General features: G+C 67.1%; 9 protein-coding genes and 2 pseudogenes. 5 read left to right on the top strand and 6 right to left on the bottom strand.

Going from position 1 to position 14,665, the window contains the following annotated elements; all coding sequences use genetic code 11:
* Positions 1 to 2 precede the first annotated feature (2 nt).
* The gene (gene glgP / locus DOL89_RS23620; protein WP_119681822.1) at positions 3 to 1,697 is read left to right on the top strand and encodes an alpha-glucan family phosphorylase; all 1,695 of its coding nucleotides are present in this window, start codon (positions 3 to 5) and stop codon (positions 1,695 to 1,697) included.
* Between the two features lie 19 nt (positions 1,698 to 1,716).
* Positions 1,717 to 3,351: an alpha-D-glucose phosphate-specific phosphoglucomutase gene (locus DOL89_RS23615; RefSeq protein ID WP_119681821.1), complete on the top strand. Its 1,635-nt coding sequence runs from the start codon at positions 1,717 to 1,719 to the stop codon at positions 3,349 to 3,351.
* Positions 3,352 to 3,466: 115 nt separating this feature from the next.
* Here DOL89_RS23615 and DOL89_RS23610 read toward each other — a convergent pair.
* Positions 3,467 to 4,945: pseudogene (locus DOL89_RS23610) on the bottom strand (HAD-IC family P-type ATPase); the annotation flags it as partial.
* Between the two features lie 53 nt (positions 4,946 to 4,998).
* Between DOL89_RS23610 and DOL89_RS23605 the strand changes: the two are divergent.
* Positions 4,999 to 6,084: an IS630 family transposase gene (locus DOL89_RS23605; RefSeq protein ID WP_119681819.1), complete on the top strand. Its 1,086-nt coding sequence runs from the start codon at positions 4,999 to 5,001 to the stop codon at positions 6,082 to 6,084.
* Here DOL89_RS23605 and DOL89_RS23600 read toward each other — a convergent pair.
* From DOL89_RS23600 to ppsA, 5 genes and pseudogenes are all read right to left on the bottom strand, one after another.
* Positions 6,079 to 7,350 (bottom strand): annotated as a pseudogene (locus DOL89_RS23600) (cation-translocating P-type ATPase); the annotation flags it as partial. The gene DOL89_RS23605 and the pseudogene DOL89_RS23600 overlap by 6 nt on opposite strands.
* 79 nt (positions 7,351 to 7,429) lie before the next feature.
* A complete protein-coding gene (locus DOL89_RS23595; protein WP_119681818.1) occupies positions 7,430 to 8,206 on the bottom strand; it encodes an SDR family oxidoreductase in 777 nt (258 codons plus the stop codon).
* Positions 8,207 to 8,265: 59 nt separating this feature from the next.
* Positions 8,266 to 10,395 (bottom strand): glycogen debranching protein GlgX, encoded by a 2,130-nt coding sequence (glgX, locus tag DOL89_RS23590; RefSeq protein WP_119681817.1) that lies wholly within the window; start codon positions 10,393 to 10,395, stop codon positions 8,266 to 8,268.
* On the bottom strand, positions 10,388 to 11,395 hold the full coding sequence (locus DOL89_RS23585) for a hydroxyacid dehydrogenase (protein WP_119681816.1): 1,008 nt from the start codon (positions 11,393 to 11,395) through the stop codon (positions 10,388 to 10,390). Before DOL89_RS23585 ends, glgX begins: the two co-directional genes overlap by 8 nt.
* On the bottom strand, positions 11,392 to 13,812 hold the full coding sequence (ppsA, locus tag DOL89_RS23580; protein ID WP_119681815.1) for a phosphoenolpyruvate synthase: 2,421 nt from the start codon (positions 13,810 to 13,812) through the stop codon (positions 11,392 to 11,394). Before ppsA ends, DOL89_RS23585 begins: the two co-directional genes overlap by 4 nt.
* Positions 13,813 to 14,172: 360 nt before the next feature.
* Between ppsA and DOL89_RS25765 the strand changes: the two genes are divergently transcribed.
* Positions 14,173 to 14,448 (top strand): hypothetical protein, encoded by a 276-nt coding sequence (locus tag DOL89_RS25765; protein ID WP_225890111.1) that lies wholly within the window; start codon positions 14,173 to 14,175, stop codon positions 14,446 to 14,448.
* Positions 14,343 to 14,654, top strand: a complete 312-nt coding sequence (locus DOL89_RS25760; RefSeq protein ID WP_225890110.1) for a potassium channel family protein — start codon at positions 14,343 to 14,345, stop codon at positions 14,652 to 14,654. The genes DOL89_RS25765 and DOL89_RS25760 overlap by 106 nt, the downstream gene beginning before the upstream one ends.
* Positions 14,655 to 14,665 lie beyond the last annotated feature (11 nt).

Genomic DNA, 14,665 nt, shown 5'->3' with positions numbered 1-14,665 from the left:
GAATGTCGCCGATTGATCCCTTCCTCCCGCGCAGGCGGATCGCCTATTTCTCGATGGAGATTGCCCTGCGTCCCGAGATGCACACCTATTCCGGCGGGCTTGGCGTGCTCGCCGGCGACACCGCCCGGTCCTGCGCCGACCTCGAACTGCCGATGGTCTTCCTGACCCTCGCCAGCCGGGAGGGTTATCTGCGCCAGGAGATCGATGGCGACGGCCGGCAGGTCGATCACGCCGATCCGTGGGATCTGGCGGATTGGGCGACACCGCTCGACGCCATGGTGGCCGTTCGGATCGAAGGGCGTGCGGTTTGGGTACGGCCGTGGCTGTACGTTCTGACCTGCCCGGTCGGACATGCGATCCCGGTCCTCCTGCTCGACACAAGGCTGGAGCACAACGATCCCGCCGACCGCGCGATCACCGATCGCCTCTACGGCGGCGACGAAGCCTACCGTCTCAAGCAGGAGATCGTGCTCGGCGTCGGCGGCATGCGAATCCTGCACGCGCTCGGCTTCGACATCGAGACCTATCACCTCAACGAGGGCCACGCCGCGCTGCTCGCGGCTGGCCTATTGCGCGAGCATCGGCATCCGAGCGACCGGCCGAGCGACGGTGCACTGCGCTACGATGCCGACAGGGTGCGCGAACGCTGCGTCTTCACCACCCATACGCCCGTCGAGGCCGGCCACGACCGCTTCGACTACGAAGATGCGGAGCGTCTGCTCGGCGACTTTCTACCGCTGGACCAGATGAAGCTGCTGGCGGGACCCGACCGCCTGAACATGACGCGCCTGGCGCTCAATCTGAGCGGATACGTGAACGGGGTCGCGATGCGCCACGCCGAGACGGCCCGGCGTATGTTTCCTGGCTACGGGATCCGGGCCGTGACCAACGGTGTGCATGCCCCGACCTGGACACACCCGGCCTTTGTCCGGCTGTTTCAGGAGATCGCCCCTGACTGGGGGCACGATCCGGAGGAACTGTTGGGGGCGGACCAGCTTTCGGACGACGCCGTCTGGACGGCGCATCAGGAAGCCAAAGGCGACTTGCTCGCCGAGATCCAGCGTCTGGCCGGTGTGGCGATGCGGCCGGACGTGCCGGTGATCGCCTTCGCCCGCCGAATGACCGGCTACAAGCGCCCGGACCTGCTGTTTACGGACCTGGAGCGGCTGCGGGCGATAAGCCGCGGCCAACCGTTCCAGTTGGTGATGGCCGGCAAGGCGCATCCGCGCGACGAGGGCGGCAAGGCTCTGATCGCCGAAATCCACGCCCACATGCGCAGCCTGGCGGGCGACATCCCGATGGCATTCCTGCCGAACTACGACATGACGCTCGCGAACAAACTCGTCGCCGGTGCGGACGTGTGGCTGAACACGCCGCTGCCGCCCTACGAGGCGTCGGGCACCAGCGGGATGAAGGCGGCGCTGAACGGCGTCCTCAACCTGAGCGTCCTCGACGGCTGGTGGATCGAGGCCTGGGTCGAGGGGGTGACCGGCTGGGCGATCGGCCAGGACGACCAGCGCCATGAAGACGATGCCCAGGACCTCTACGACAAGCTCGAACGAACGGTCCTGCCGCTCTATCACGCCGACCGTGGTCGCTGGATCCGGATGATGAAGGACTCGATCAGCAAGATCGGTCCCCGCTTCAACAGCCAGCGCATGATGCGCCGCTATGCGAGCGAAGCTTACCTCCGCTAGTTCCCGATTGCCGAAAACGATGAACATTCGCACAGTCTCCACGCGCCCCTTTCCCGATCAGCGACCGGGCACGTCAGGGCTGCGCAAGAAGGTCTCGGTGTTCCGGCAGCCGCACTACCTAGAAAACTTCGTACAGGCGATCTTCGACGCCGTGGGCGACCATCGTGGACGGAGCCTCGTCGTCGGCGGCGATGGTCGGTACTACAATCGCCGCGCCATCCAGACCGTCCTTAGGATGGCGGTGGCGAACGGTTTCGGCCGCATCATCGTCGGCCGACAGGGCCTGTTGTCGACGCCGGCCGCCTCCCATCTCATCCGCAAGCAACGCGCCTTCGGCGGCCTGATCCTATCGGCGAGCCATAACCCCGGCGGCCCCGAGGGGGATTTCGGGATCAAGTACAACGCTGCGAACGGCGGCGCGGCGCCGGAGGCTCTGACCGACGCGATCTATGCGCAGAGCCTGAGGATCGAGGCGTATCGTACCGTCGACGCGCCGGACGTCGACATCGACCGGCTCGGCGTGACCGCCCTCGGCGACACGGTGGTCGAGGTCGTCGATCCCGTCGCCGACTACGCGGCGCTGATGGAGACGCTGTTCGATTTTGAGCGCCTCCGAGAGTTTCTCGGGTCCGGCGTCTTTCGGATGCGGTTCGACGCCATGCACGCGGTCACGGGCCCCTATGCCCGTGCGATCCTGGAGGACCGTCTCGGCGCCCCGGCCGGCACCGTCGTAAACGGGGTGCCGCTGCCGGACTTCGGCGGCGGCAAGCCCGACCCGAACCTGGTCCGCGCGTGGGAACTGGTCGAGGCCATGAATGGCGCGGATGCGCCGGATTTCGGGGCGGCCTCCGACGGCGACGGCGATCGCAACATGATACTTGGACCCGGCTTCTTCGTGACCCCGAGCGACAGCCTGGCGGTTCTCGCCGCCAATGCGCACCTCGCTCCAGGCTACCGCGCCGGGCTGGTCGGCGTCGCGCGCTCGATGCCGACCAGCCGTGCGGTCGACCGGGTCGCCGAGGAGCTCGGCATCCCCTGCTTCGAGATGCCGACCGGCTGGAAGTTCTTCGGCAGTCTGCTTGACGCCGGCAAGGTCACATTATGCGGCGAGGAGAGTTTCGGAACGGGTTCGGACCACGTCCGCGAGAAGGATGGCCTATGGGCGGTGCTGCTGTGGCTGAGCATCCTGGCCGAACGCCGGCAACCGCTGGCGGAGATCGTGCGGGATCACTGGCGGAGATATGGACGCCACTTCTATTCCCGGCACGACTATGAGGATATCGACAGCGAAGCCGCGAACGTGATCATGGGCGTGCTTCGCGCCCGAATCGGCGAATTGAGCGGACGCCGACTCGGCGGGTTGACGATCCGTCTGGGAGACGACTTCAGCTACACGGATCCCGTGGATCACCGTGTGACACCCCACCAGGGTGTCCGCCTTCTCTTCGACGACGGCTCTCGCATCGTCTACCGGCTGTCCGGCACGGGAACTGGCAGCGCGATCCTGCGGATTTATCTTGAACGCTATGAATCAAATCCGGGTCGGCACGACCAGGATGTGCAATCGGCGTTGGCCGACCTTGCGGCCATGGCGCGCGAGTTCGCGGGGTTCTCCGCCCGGCTCGAGCGGGATAAACCGTCCGTGATCACCTGAGCGGCACAAGGGCGCAGGGGTTTTCGGACGGCGGATACCTGAGCTGTCAAACGTCCCGGCACAGCCCGTCCTTCGGCTATTCGACCTCCCATCCGATCTGAGGGAAGTGTTCTCCTCATGCGGCCTGACCACGAAGGCGTAGGCGCCTGCAGATTCGCCGAACCAGCTTCTCGATTTCGAGAATGGCCAACAGGGCGATTCCTGTGCCCACCACCGCGAGTCCGTCCGACGGTCCCACCGGCCTTGTATCGAACAGGGCCTGGAGAGGCGGCGCATAGGTGAAAGCGAGTTGGAGAAGCACGACGACTCCGACACCGATCAGCACCGCCGGAGTGCCCAGGACGCCGGACCAAGTGAGAGAGGGACCATGCTGGAAGCGCACGCTGAACAGATAGAAAATCTCCATCACCACGATGGTGTTGACCACCAGCGTGCGCGCTTCCTCCAGCGACAGTCCTCGACGTTCGGCCCAGAAAAACATTCCGAACGTCCCGATCACGAACAAGATCGACACGAAGACGATCCGCCAGACCACGAATCGCGACAGCAGCGGCTCGCCGGCCGCGCGAGGTGGCCGGCGCATGGTACCGGGCTCGGTCGGCTCGAACGCCAGGGTGAGCCCGAGCGCCAGCGCGGTGACCATGTTTATCCACAGGATCTGCACCGCAGTCATCGGCAGCGTCAGCCCGATCAGGATGGCGCCGATGATGGACAGCGCCTCGCCGCCGTTGGTCGGCAGGGTCCAGGCGATGACCTTCTTGACGTTGTCGTAGACCGTGCGGCCCTCACGCACCGCGGCGACGATGGAGGCGAAGTTGTCGTCGGCAAGCACCATCTCGGCCGCCTCCTTCGCGGCCTCCGTACCCTTTCGCCCCATGGCGACGCCGACATCGGCGCGCTTCAGCGCCGGCGCGTCGTTAACCCCGTCGCCGGTCATCGCCAGCACCGCACGGTCGGCCTGAAGCGCCTCGACCAGGCGCAGCTTGTGCTCCGGCGTGGTGCGGGCAAAGACGTCGGTATCGTGCGCCGTGCGGCGCAGCGCCGCGTCGTCGAGTTCGTCGAGTTCTGCGCCGGTGGCGACGAAGTCGGAATTTACGATCCCGATCTGCCGGGCGATGGCGGCGGCGGTCGCGGCGTGGTCGCCGGTGATCATCTTGACCCGGATGCCCGCCGCCTGGCAGTCGCGCACCGCCGTGACGGCCTCTTCGCGCGGTGGGTCGATCAGACCGAGCAGGCCCAACAGCGTCAGGCCGCCCTCGGCGTCGGCGAAAGCGAGAGTGTGCATTTGTCGCGGCATCGGCTTGGTGGCGACGGCGAGCACCCGCTGTCCCCGCGCCGCCAGCGCCTCCACCTGCTCGCGCCAGATCGACGGGTCGAGGAGCTCATCGCCCGCGGGACCACGCTGGCGATGACACATCGCCAGCACCCGCTCCGGCGCCCCCTTGAGGCAGAGGAAAGCCCCGCCGGCATGATCGTGGTGCAGCGTCGCCATGAAGCGGTGCTGAGCGTCAAATGGAATTTCGTCCGTCCGCGGCAGGTGCCGGCGCAAAGGCTCAGCATCGATCCCCATCTTGGTCGCGAAAGCGACTAGTGCATTGACGCCGACAAAGGATTCACAGCGGGTCGGCGGTGTGCGAGTCTGGGCTTATGGCCCAGACAGTCAGCGTCATCATCAGCCCTGAGGACCGCGCGCGGTTGGCCGCCGTCATTGGGGACCGCAACCGCCCGCTCAAGCATGTGCAGCGGGCCCGGATCGTTCTGTTGTCGGCGGAGCGCCTGCCGGTCCTTGAGATCGCCCGGCAGACCGGGGTGAGCCGTCCCTCGGTCTGGCGCTGGCAGCGCCGCTTCGCCGAGAGGGGCGTGGATGTCCTGCTGCGCGAACCGAGCCGCAAGCCGGGCAAGGCCCCGATTCCGCCGGATACGGTGCAGCGGGTCGTGTCCCTGACCTGCGCGGAGCCGCCGGGCACGGCGACACACTGGACGGGTCGGGCGATGGCCAAGGCCGTCGGCCTGAGCCTGCGCACCGTCCAACGCATCTGGGAGGCGCACCGGCTCCAGCCCCACCGCATCCGCACCTTCAAGCGGTCGAACGATCCGGCCTTCGCAACCAAGGTCGAGGACGTCGTCGGGCTGTACATGGACCCGCCCGCCCATGCGGTGGTCGTCTCCATCGACGAGAAAAGCCAGATCCAGGCGCTCGACCGTACCCAGCCGGGACTGCCGCTGAAGCCGGGGAAATGCGGGACCATGACCCACGATTACAAGCGCCACGGCACCACCACCCTGTTCGCCGCGCTGAATGTGCTGGACGGCACCGTGGTCGGCCGCTGCATGGCCCAGCATCGCCACCAGGAGTTCATCAAGTTCCTCAACGCCGTCGAGCGCGCCGTCCCGGCGGGCAAGATCATCCATGCCATCCTGGACAATTACGGGACCCACAAGCATCCCAAGGTCCAGGCTTGGTTGGCCGACCACCCGCGCTGGGTTTTCCACTTCACGCCCACCTCGGCCTCCTGGTTGAACGCCGTCGAGGGCTTCTTCTCGACCCTGACCCGCAAGCGCCTGAGGCGCGGCGTCTTCACCTCCGTCCCCCAGTTGGAAGACGAAATCCGCCGGTTCATCCGGGAGCACAACGGAAAGGCCAAACCCTTCGTCTGGACCAAGCCCGCCGAAACGATCCTGGAGAAGCTCAGGTGCTGCCCACTGCATCCCTTCAATGAGTCGCTGCACTAGGGCGCCCTCCATCGGGTCGCCATCCACCACCCACCCACCCGCGGCCCGCCGGAGGGCCGCGTCATTGCAGAGCAGAGCCGCGCGCGCCAGCTCGGCCAGGACGGGGTGCTTGGCCGGATCGACCTCTTTCTCGCCATGCCGGATCGCGCCGCTTGGGTCATAGCCTTCGCCGCTGACGGCGAAGGTGGCAACGGAGGTCACTGCCGCCGCTACCGTCATCTCATTGCGCGTCAGCGTGCCCGTCTTGTCGGTGCAGATGATCGAGACCGAGCCCAGCGTCTCGACCGCGGGCAGGCGCCGGACGATGGCGTTCCGCGCCGCCATGCGCCGCACGCCAATGGCGAGCGCGATCGTCATCACCGCCGGCAATCCCTCGGGGATGGCGGCCACCGCAACACCGACGACGACGAGGAAGGCGTCCTCTGCGGCGTAGCCGCGGACGAGGACGGCAAAGGCGAAGATCACCGCCGACAGGCCGAGGACGACGAAGGTGAGGCGCCTAGCGAAGCCGTCCATTTGGCGCAGCAGCGGCGTTCTCAGCGTCTCGACCGCACCGACCAGCGCGCTGACGCGCCCAATCTCGGTGTCGGCGCCGGTGGCGACGACCACGCCGGCGCCCCGGCCCGCGGCGACCAGCGTGCCCGAGAAGGCGACGGAATTGCGATCCCCGAGCGGCGCTTCGGCAACGACCGGCGCCGGTGATTTGTCGACCGGAACCGATTCACCGGTCAGCGCCGCCTCCTCGATCCGCAGGTTGCGTGTCCGAAGAAGACGGAGGTCGGCCGGGACCCGATCACCGGGATCGAGCAGCACGAGGTCGCCCGGGACCAGAGTCTCCGCCTCGACTGTGAGGCGATGCCCGCCGCGCATTACCGAGGCGTGCGGCGCGAGCATGCTGCGGATGGCACTGAGCGCCCGCTCGGCGCGACCCTCCTGCACGAAGCCGATCGCGGCATTGAGGAGCACGACGGCCGCGATCACCGCCGCATCGGTGCCGTGGCCGAGCGCCAGGGTGATCGCCGCGGAGGCAAGCAGTACGTAGATCAGCAGGTTGTCGAACTGGGCGAGGAAGCGGCGGAGCGCGCTGCGCGTCTTGCCTACCGGCAGGCGGTTGCGGCCGTGCCCGGAAAGCCGCCGGGAGGCTTCTTGCCCGTCCAGACCGTCGTAGCCGGTTGCAAGTACCTGCAAAGCCTCCTCGACGGGAACGGCGTGCCAGGGCCGAGCCGGATTCATGGCGGTCGGTTGCTGCTGAATAAGGTCGGTCATTGCATTGCTCGGCGCTGAAGGCCGGCGCGCAGGGGAGTTCGAAGCCGGCGAGTGAACGGATGTCGCGGCGGCAGGCCGCTTATTGGGCGGTGTAGCCGCCGTCGATCACCAGTTCGGCGCCGGTTACGAACTTCGACTCGTCCGAAGCGAGATAGAGCACGCCATAAGCAATGTCGTCCGGTTCGCCGACATGACCGATCGGGTGCAGGGCGTTAAGGGCCTGCCGGCCCTCCTCGACGTCGCCGTTCTCGGCAAGGTAGTTCTCGACCATCGGCGTCCAGATGTAGCCAGGATGGATCGAGTTCACCCGGATGTTCAACCCCGCCTTGGCGCAATAGAGCGCCACCGACTTGGTGTACATTCGCACGCCGCCCTTAGACGCATTGTAGGCGCCGAGATTGGGGTCGCCGACCAGACCCTCGATTGAGGCCAGGTTGATGATCGAGCCGCCCGGCGGATCCTTCCGCTTCATCGCCAGGATCGCGTGCTTGGTGCCGAGGAACACGCCGTCGAGATTGACGCTCATCAGCCGGCGCCAGCGCTCCAGCGTCTCCTCCTCGGGCGGCCCACCCCAGCCGACGCCGGCATTGTTGACCAGCACGTCGAGCCGTCCGAAGTGGTCGAGGGTGGCCTGGATCATTCGCTGCCACGCGCTCTCGTCGGCGACGTCGTGATGGAGATAGATTGCCTCGCCACCGGCCGCGGCGACGTCCTGCGCCACCCGCTCGCCTTCCTCCTCCTTGATGTCGGTGACGACCACCTTTGCGCCCTCCCGCGCCAGCATCCGCGCCGAGGCCTCGCCCAGCCCCAGCGCGGCTCCTGTCACGATCGCCACCTTGTCTCGCACTCTGCTCATCTTTTAGACTCCTCTCTGGTCGATTCCGGCGGGCCGAGAACCCGCCTCAGGTTTCTGAGCTACGCTTCCTTGGAGCGGCTGACAGCGACGACTGTCGTGCACGCCTCGAGCCAGATCTCGCCCGCAGCATTCATCCGGTGTCCGGCGCCGAACGAAGCGTCGGCGGTGGTTTGCTCCTTCGACGTGTCGATCACCACCTCCCATCCTCCCCCTGGCGGCGCCGGCACGACGAACCGGCATCGGGCAGGAGAGCCGTTGAAGAGCAGGCAGAGTGCCACGTCGCTGCCCCGCACGAGACAGCCGAGCCGGTTGTCGGCCCCGTTCCAGTCGGGCTCTTGCCCTGCTGGTCCGAACCAGTTGATCTCCCCGTCCGTGTAGAAAGTTTCGGAGCGCAGGACCGGATGCGCCTTGCGCAGCGCGATCAGCCGCCGGACGAACTGCACGAGTTCGCCATTCCGCTCCGCCAGCGACCAGTCGTACCAGGAGATCGCATTGTCCTGGCAATAGGCGTTGTTGTTGCCCGCCTGCGTGCGGCGGAACTCGTCGCCGCCGAGCAGCATCGGCACGCCGCGCGAGAGCAGGAGCGTGGCGAGCAGGTTCCTGATCCGGTGCAGCCGCATCGCTTCGATGTGCGGATCGTCGGTCGGTCCTTCGGCGCCGTTGTTGTCGCTGTAGTTCTCGTCGAGGCCGTCACGGTTGTCCTCACCGTTCGCCTCGTTGTGCTTGCGCGCGTAGCTGACGAGGTCGTTGAGCGTGAAGCCGTCGTGGCTGGTGATGAAGTTGATGCTGTTGAGCGGGCTTTCGCCGCCCGGCTGATAGAGATCGCTGCTGCCAGCGAGACGGGTCGCCAACGCCCCGGTCATGCCCGGGTCGCCGCGCCAGAAGCGGCGGACATCGTCGCGAAAGTGACAGTTCCACTCGGCCCAGCGCCCGCCGGGAAAGCTGCCCACCTGGAACGCGCCGCCGGCGTCCCAGGCCTCGGCGATCAGCTTGACGTCGCGCAGGATCGGGTCCTCGGCGATCTGTTCGAGCAGAGGCGGGTTCGCCAGCAGGTTGCCTTGCTCATCCCGCCCGAGCACCGAGGCGAGGTCGAAGCGGAAGCCGTCGACGTGGCAGTGGATCACCCAGTGCCGCAGGCAGTCGACGACCATGCTGCGCACCACCGGATGGTTGCAGTTCAGCGTGTTGCCGCAGCCGGAATAGTCCACGTATTCCCCATCGGGCGTCAGGATGTAGTAGATCGCGTCGTCGAGCCCCCGGAAGCTGTAGGTCGGACCGTTCCTTCCCCCTTCCGCCGTGTGGTTGAAGACGACGTCGAGGATGATCTCGATGCCTGCCCGGTGAAGCTCGCGGACCATGGTCTTGAAGGCGACGAGCTCGCCGCCTGGCGCGACATCGCCGGCATAGCCCGGCATCGGCGCGAACAGGGCGACTGGATTGTAGCCCCAGTAGTCGCGCAGCCGCTCGCCGCTCAGCGGGTTGAGCCCTTCGGCCGCCTCCGGGTCGAAGGCCTGGACCGGCATCAGTTCGAGGGCGGTGATGCCGAGCTCCCGCAGATAGGGGATCTTCTCGACGACGCCGAGATATTCCCCCGGTCGGCGGACCCCGGAGGACGGGTCGATCGTGAGCCCGCGCACATGGGTCTCGTAGAGGATGGTCTCGCTCCAGGGATGGCGGAGCGGTGCGTCGTCGGCCCAGTCGAAGCGCTGGTCGGCGATGACGCAGCGGCCACGCGAACCGCCGGACAGGTCTGTAACGGCGGCGGCGTAGGGATCGAGCAGCGTTTGATGCGGATCGAACTCGTCTCCGCCAGCCCGCGAACGAGGCCCGTCGGCCTGCAGAGCATAGAGCTTCCCGCGAAGGTCTCCCGTCAAGCTGGCATGCCAGATGTCGCCGGTCCGGTGACACCGGGCATCGAGAGGGAACCGGGCGCTCGGCTGGGTCCCGGCGGCCGTCTCGTATAGAAGCAGGGTCATGGCCGTGGCGTGCCGGCTGAACACCGCGATGTTCAAGCCGTCGCGGCAATCGTGCAGCCCGAGCGGCAGCGGCTCACCGCGGTCGATCCGGACGGGGCCGCTGTCCGGCTCCGCCGGTGTGGAAGCTGCCTGTGCCGGTTCGTGTGATGGAGGCGGCGCCTGACGCCTCCCATGGACACCGACGGGCGCTCCGGCGGCCTTGTCGTCAGCCATGGGTGACCAAATTGCGCGGCTCGCCACGGACGAAGGCCTCGATGTTCTCCAGCGTGGTCTCGATGATGCGTCGCACCGCGCTTTCCGTGTTGTAGGCGTTGTGCGGCGTGACGATCACGTTCGGGAAGCGCAGCAGCACGTGGTTGGCGACGAGCGCCTTCAGGTCGTGGCCTTCGGTCCACGCCTCGCGGAAGATCTGCGCCTCCTCGCGGATCAGCGGCTCCTGCGGCAGGACGTCGAGCCCGGCGGCCCGCAGCCTCCCGTCGGAAAGCGCCCGGACCAACGCCGGCACGTCGAGGACACTGCCGCGCGCCGTGTTGATCAGGATCGCGCCCGGCTTCATCAGGCCGAACTCGCGGTCGGAGATCAGGCTCGCGGAGCCCGGCGTCGCCGGCACGTGGAGCGTCAGCGCGTCCGCCGCAGCCAGCACCTCGTCGAGGTCGGCATAGCAGAAGCCGAGACGGCTCGCCGCGTCAGCGTCTGGGTAGAGATCGTGAGCGATGACCGTCATGCCGAAGCCGCGGGCGATCTCGATCGCGCGCCGCCCGATCCGCCCCGTGCCGATCACGCCGAGCGTCTTCCCGCGCAACTCGAAGCCGCGCAGCCCGGCCTGCGAGAAGTTGCCGCGGCGGGTCCGCTCGACCGCCTCGACCAGGCTCCGCGCCACGGCGAGGAGCAGCGCAAAGGCATGCTCCGCCACGGTTGAATCGCCGTAGTCGGGCACATTCGCCACCGCCACACCGTGCGCGGCACACCAGCCGAGGTCGATATGGTCGTAACCGGTCGAGCGGGTCGCGATCAGCTTGAGCGAAGGGAACTGCGCCAGCACGTCGGCGCCGAGCTTCGAGTTAACGAAGGTGCTGACGATCTCGGCGTCCGCGTGAGCTGCGGCCGTGCGAGCATCGAGGGGCTCGCGCGTACAGCTCAGCTCGTGCGCCGGCTTCAGCCGCAGGCAGGCCTGGTGCTCCCATTCCTCGGTCTCGAAGACGACAACCTTCATCGTACAGCCTCGCCCGCGCGGGGTGCCGTCGCCGCGCCGAGCCGCTCCTCCTCTTCTGCCACGCGGCGCACGGTGGCGACGAAGCTGTCGGGATTAAGCGAGATTGAATCGATCCCCTCCTCGACCAGGAAGGCGGCGAAGTCGGGATAGTTGCTCGGCGCCTGGCCGCAGATGCCGATCTTGATGCCGGCTGCGTGCGCCTTGGCGATCGCCTCCCGCACCGCGCGCTTGACCGCCTCGTTGCGCTCGTCGAACAGCGGCGCGAGCTCGCCCGAGTCACGGTCCACCCCGAGCACGAGCTGGGTCAGGTCGTTCGAGCCAATCGAGAAGCCGTCGAAGCGTTCCGCGAACTCCTCCGCCAGGAACACGTTCGACGGAATCTCGCACATCATGTAGATTTCGAGGCCGTTCTCGCCGCGCGACAGCCCGTTTTCGGCCATGACTGCCAGCACGCGGTCCGCCTCCTCCGGCGTCCGGCAGAACGGCACCATGACGATGACATTGGTCAGCCCGATGGTCTCGCGCACCTTTTTGAGTGCGCGGCATTCGAGGGCGAAGCCGTCCCGGTAACGCTCGTCGTAATAGCGGGAGGCGCCGCGCCAGCCGAGCATCGGGTTCTCCTCCTCGGGCTCGAAGGCGGCGCCGCCGAGGAGATGGGCATACTCGTTGGTCTTGAAGTCGCTCAGGCGCACGATCACCGGGTGCGGATGATAGGGGGCGGCGAGCTTGGCGATGCCGAGCGCCAGCGTCTCGACGAAATAGTCTTTCGGGTCTTCCCAGCCGCGGGTCAGGTCGCGGATCTCGCGCCGCACCGCCGGGTCGGCCACCCGCTCCGGATGGACCAGCGCCATCGGATGGATCTTGATCAGGTTGTTGATGATGAACTCCATCCGCGCCAGCCCGACGCCCCTGGCCGGCAGGCGCCACCAGCGGAAGGCGGCGGCGGGGCTGGCAATGTTCACCAGCATCGCCGTGCGGGTCGCTGGCAGGTCGGAGAGGTCTACCTCGGTCGCTTCGAACGGCAGGATGCCGTCATAGACCACGCCCCGGTCTCCCTCGGCGCAGGAGAGCGTGATTTCCTGGCCGTCGCGCAGCAGCTCGGTGCCGTGGCCGGTGCCGACGATGGCGGGGACGCCGAGCTCGCGGCTGACGATGGCGGCGTGGCTGGTCGTGCCGCCATGGTCGGTGATGATCCCGGCCGCCCTCTTCATGATCGGAACCCAGTCCGGATCGGTCATCCCGGTGACAAGGATGGCGCCGTCGCGGAAGCGGTCGATGTCGGCGGCGCTGCGGATGGCGCAGACGGGACCGGCGGCGATCGCCTCGCCGATCGCCGAGCCGGTAAGGATCGGCATGCCCTTCTCTTTCAGCCGATAGGTCCTGAACTGGCCGGTCTGCCGGGAGGACTGCACCGTCTCCGGCCGCGCCTGGACCATGTAGAGCTCGCCCGTCTCGCCGTCCTTGGCCCATTCCATGTCCATCGGGCGGCCGTAGTGGTCCTCGATGATCGCCGCCCATCGGCCGAGCTCGAGGATCTCCGCCTCGGCGAGGACGAAGGTCTGCCGCTCCTTCTGAGTGGTCGCGACCGTCGCGGTGCGGGTGCTGCCGCCGGTCGCGTAGATCATCTTGGTCTCCTTGGCGCCCAGCGTCTTCTCAATGATCGGCGTATGGCGGCCGTCGCCGAGCAGGGGCTTGAACACCAGGTACTTGTCCGGGTCGACGGCGCCCTGGACCACGGTCTCGCCGAGACCCCAGGCGGCGCTGATCACCGCGACGCCGGGAAAACCGGTCTCGGTGTCGATCGAGAACATGACGCCCGATCCGGCAAGGTCGGAGCGGACCATCCGCTGGACGCCGATCGACAGCGCCACTTCCAGATGGTCGAAGCCCTGGGTCTCGCGGTAGCTGATGGCGCGGTCGGTGAACAGCGAGGCGTAGCAGCGCCGGCAGGCGTCGAGCAGGGCGCGCTCGCCGCGCACGTTGAGGAAGGTCTCCTGCTGACCGGCGAAGCTCGCCTGCGGCAGATCCTCGGCGGTGGCGCTGGAGCGCACGGCGACGCTGACCTCGCTCTGCTCGCCGCGTCGCGACAGCTCTCGATAGGCCTCCTTGATTGCCTCGGCGATCGGCTCCGGGAATTCGGCGTCGAGGAACAGCCTGCGGATCGCCTCGCCGGTCTCGTGCAGCGAAGCCTTGCCGCTCTTCAGCGCCTCGATGCGCGCGCGCAGCTCCGCCTCGAGGCCGTTGGCCGCGACGTATTCACGGAAGGCGGCGGCCGTGGTGGCGAAGCCGTCGGGAACCCGCACGCCCTTGTCCTTCAGCGTACGGACCATTTCGCCAAGCGACGCGTTCTTGCCGCCGACGCGCGGGACATCGCGTACGGTCAGGGTGTCGAACCAGGCTGTGCGTTGTTCGGTCATCGCTGTGCTCCTCGTGATCGGGCCGAGATCCTGCGCCGCCTCCGTGCCGCCCCACTTCGGCCTTGAGCGAACCGGGCGCTTTCGGTCCTGATCGGTGGCAGGTCGGCTTCTCTTTCAATGACGCGACTGGGCGTCGTGCCTTACAGCGGCGCCGCGACGCTCCGGGAGCCGCGAGGGCGCCCGCCGGTCACAGAAATTCATCGGCTGCTCTGAAAGGTCCGACCGGAGGGCGCCTGCTGCATCGGATACAGGGAGACGGCGCGATCAAAACGTCAGCTCTGCATTGCCCTTGCTTCCATACGCTAAGCCGCTGAAGACGGCGCGAAGAATCCGACCTATTCAGATCAACCGGAGTCCGAGATGATCGTTGCAGTAATCATGGCGGTGTCGCTCGTCGTCGCGACATTCCTTTTTCACTACGCCGTGCTGCGCTGGCTTTCCGGAGGGATGGCGCGCATCGCGATGACCGCCGGCGTGCGTATTCTGGTCATCGTCCTGGTGGCGCTGATGACCCACTTCGTCGAGGTGCTGTGTACGCGGGTGCCTATGCGCTCGCCAGTGGTGCGCTCGCCCTCGGCGACTTCGGCGGTCGGACCATCGCCGATCCGCTCGACTATTTCTATTTTTCGATCGTGAGCTATACCTCGCTGGGACTCGGCGACGTCTTTCCCAGCGGCCACCTTCGATTCATCACCGGTGTCGAGGCCTTGAACGGTCTCCTGTTGATCGCCTGGTCGGGCTCTTTCATCTATATCGCCATGGGGCATCTCTGGCCCTGGCAGCCTTGCACCAAGCCGGGCGGCCTCGCTGCGGATAGGAAGCCCGGCGGAAATGCGCCATGACATCCATGACA

This window comes from Indioceanicola profundi (genome assembly GCF_003568845.1).
Classification (GTDB): Bacteria; Pseudomonadota; Alphaproteobacteria; order Azospirillales; family Azospirillaceae; genus Indioceanicola; species Indioceanicola profundi.
This window is presented reverse-complemented; position numbering and strand designations above follow the sequence as displayed.